The sequence below is a fragment of the Limnofasciculus baicalensis BBK-W-15 genome (assembly GCF_024178385.1).
Classification (GTDB): Bacteria; Cyanobacteriota; Cyanobacteriia; order Cyanobacteriales; family Coleofasciculaceae; genus Limnofasciculus; species Limnofasciculus baicalensis.
This window is the reverse complement of the sequence record NZ_JAMZMM010000523.1, coordinates 1-3,099: the sequence shown is the minus strand read 5'-3', so window position 1 is coordinate 3,099 and position 3,099 is coordinate 1. Positions and strand designations below refer to the sequence as shown.

Here is a 3,099-nt window from a genome sequence, read left to right as displayed (position 1 = left end):
AAGATTAATTCTCAATACTTGACGGTATTGCGTCGTTTCAGCGATTATGGTTTAATAATCCAAAGGAGGGCTAATGACCTTTGGTCAATTTCATACACTATTGTGACCCATTTTAATATTTTCTCATCTCTCTTATCGCCCCTCATCGATTTAGCTGGGCATATAATCAGTCCCAAGTATTGTCCCACAAGGGATTCGGACATTTTCTGCCAAAAATTAGTACGCTAAGTAGGGAAGACTCCAATAAACAACAAACAACCAACAACCAACAATAAACAACCAACAAACAACCAACAACAAAATGAGTCAAAGCATTTCAATCAAACAAGTTCCTGTAAAATGGATTACCCCAGAATTATTTCAGCCTTATGGTGAATTAATTACCCCTTCACCAGATGGTAAACTGTACGATCGCACAGACGCTCAACTAAACCTCCAAAATGGTATCCCCAGATTTTATATTATGCGACTCGAAAAACCAGGTCGCAAATTCCATAAAATTACTCGCCACCTCCAATGTACCCAATGCTTAGGCTCCCTCGCAGGAAAAGACTGGTTAATCGCCGTAGCACCACCTTCTCCAAATAACCAACCAGAAATAGAAAAAATCGCAGCTTTTCGCATACCCGGCGATTGTTTTATCAAATTAGAAATGGGCACATGGCACGCCGGACCATATTTTGACCACGAAACTGTAGACTTCTACAATCTAGAACTCAGCGACACCAACCAAATAGACCATTGTACCCACAATTTTATCACAAATCAAAACATAGAATTCCAATTTGTTGATTAAGAGAAAATGTCCATTTTTCCTCCAACCCCTCCGCGTACCTCTATACCACCTCTGAGTACCTCTGCGTTAAAAAAACCGCACCCCCGCCACTACCCACAAATCAATTTCTGCGACTCCTGAGTCAATCGCACCATCAAAACTTCCTGACTCTCATCTGATAAAGCCCTAAAAATACTCCCCCACTCTTCATTAAATGTTTCTAAAACATCACCAACGAATAATTCCACTAGTTGCTCTTTGCTTTCCCTGTCACTCCCAGATACTCTCCCGAATTTTGAGATAACATTATTCAACCGAGTTTCTGTAATCAGCGATAGCATTTCCTGAGTTAATTCTTCCTCAATAGTCAAATCTTGAGTTGAAGTCGGAGTAGTAGAGTTTCGAGAAATCCATTTTGTCGCTTGATGAAATCGGCTATCTTCAGCAAACTTGGGTATCTTGATCTTGAGGATAGGGCGGATTTTCCCTTTCGGAGTCTCGACGTAGATTGATTTAACAGGTTTAATGACAATCCCTTCGGCTGGATTGGGAAAGGGTAATGTCGGTAAGCCTAATAAAGCTGGGATAGTAGAATCAAAGTCTATATTATAGGTTAGTGCATCTTGATATCTACCCATAAATAACGGTACAGCGTAGATCGTACCAACTTCCTGAAAAAGTGCGATCGCATTATCGTAATCCAGGTAAACTAGTTTTACAGACTTTCCCTTCTCTTCAACCGCAATGTCAAAAGCGCAGTATTCAATTTTCGGAGAATAATAGATACCAGTTTGTACAGCCTGTAGGTGAGGAATAGCAGGTACATCTGGATGAGGATATTCTCCACCAAACAATTCCCCATAGATAAAAACTCTCTGTAACCCCTGCCGTTGAGTCTGATAAATCCGAAATATTTCCTTTGCTTGAGCCGTTAAATTATGGGCAATAGATTGATAATCGAAGAAATTATCATCAGGTGACAAAAACTCCTTTCGTTTAGCAAACCAAACTATTAAACCATTGGTAACAATACCAAAATTAGCACCGTGAATTTTTTCTGTTACTACCCAATCGGTTTTATTTAAATTACGATAGTCTGATTCTGTAAGATTCCATTTATTAAAGTTATCCGGTATTTTTTCATAAGTCTCATAACTCCAATCCGCGATTTCAGAAAGGATAAATTCCATAAAATACACGCAATATTTGTAGCAAGCGTTTAGAATCTATCTGTAGTGCGTTGTGCGCAAGCTAACAGACCAAAATCTATCTGTAGTGACGACTAAAATGGTCTATTAGATAATTAGCCTATAGTCCACAAAAATGAGGTTTTTGCTAATTTCCTATTGCCGGATTTTAGCCTTGCCACGGTAATACAAGATAAATCTAAATCCCCCTTATTAAGGGGGATTTAGGGGGTGTATATTTCTGGGTATTCGGGGTAATTTAGATCGGTCTAAATTTATTAAACAGCTTACTAAACTGTAGCTAACTCCGGTAGGGGACGTTTGCTATTGCGAATCCCGGTAATAGCTTCTGCATAATCTTTTGCACCAAACACTGCTGAACCTGCAACAATTGCATTAGCACCTGCTTCTAATACTTGCCAAGTATTAGCACCCTTCAATCCACCATCAACTTCAATCCAAGGATCGAGTCCTCGTTCATCGCACATTTGACGTAATTTGCGGATTTTTGGCACTACAGCCGGGATAAAACTTTGACCACCAAAGCCGGGATTGACGCTCATAATTAGCACCAAATCGCAGACTTCTAATACATAATCGATTAACTCTAAGGGGGTTGAAGGATTCAGCACCACACCCGCTTGCTTGCCCAATTCCTTAATCTGACACAGAGTACGGTGTAAATGGGGGGAAGCATTATGTTCGGCATGAACTGAAATAATATCAGCTCCAGCCTTAGCAAAACCTTCCACATACCTTTCGGGTTCCACAATCATCAGGTGGACATCCAATGGCTTGGTGGTGACGGGGCGAATGGCTTCCACAATCAGAGGACCAATGGTAATGTTAGGGACAAAGCGACCATCCATTACATCCACATGAATCCAGTCAGCACCAGCAGCATCTACTGCCTGAATGTCTGCCCCCAATCGGCTGAAGTCGGCTGATAATATGGAAGGGGCGACAACGATGGGTTTTTGCGATCGTGTTTGGTTCATAACTGGCGATACTCTCCTGGGTCCTCTATTTGGCTGGCTACTATACACATCTGACCCTGCCGATGTACTACTCTGACGAGTCCGACGAAGTCGACGGATCAGTATCAAAGACACACAGCTAACATACAACCAACGTGCG

Annotated in this window: 3 protein-coding genes; 1 reads left to right on the top strand and 2 read right to left on the bottom strand. The window is 41.2% G+C overall.

Annotated elements, in window-relative coordinates:
• Window positions 1-301 precede the first annotated feature (301 nt).
• A complete protein-coding gene (locus NJ959_RS27635; protein WP_254014974.1) occupies window positions 302-796 on the top strand; it encodes an ureidoglycolate lyase in 495 nt (164 codons plus the stop codon).
• A gap of 89 nt (window positions 797-885) precedes the next feature.
• On the opposite strand, the gene NJ959_RS27630 is transcribed toward NJ959_RS27635, so the two are convergent.
• On the bottom strand, window positions 886-1,965 hold the full coding sequence (locus tag NJ959_RS27630) for an RNA ligase family protein (protein ID WP_254014973.1): 1,080 nt from the start codon (window positions 1,963-1,965) through the stop codon (window positions 886-888).
• Window positions 1,966-2,252: 287 nt separating this feature from the next.
• A complete protein-coding gene (gene rpe, locus NJ959_RS27625) occupies window positions 2,253-2,960 on the bottom strand; it encodes a ribulose-phosphate 3-epimerase (protein ID WP_254014972.1) in 708 nt (235 codons plus the stop codon).
• Between the last annotated feature and the right edge of the window lie 139 nt (window positions 2,961-3,099).

Bases quoted from the DNA above. Each gene is read 5' to 3' on its own strand.
- NJ959_RS27635 (WP_254014974.1), top strand. From the start codon at position 302: ATGAGTCAAAGCATTTCAATCAAACAAGTTCCTGTAAAATGGATTACC.
- NJ959_RS27630 (WP_254014973.1), bottom strand. From the start codon at position 1,965: ATGGAATTTATCCTTTCTGAAATCGCGGATTGGAGTTATGAGACTTAT.
- rpe (WP_254014972.1), bottom strand. From the start codon at position 2,960: ATGAACCAAACACGATCGCAAAAACCCATCGTTGTCGCCCCTTCCATA.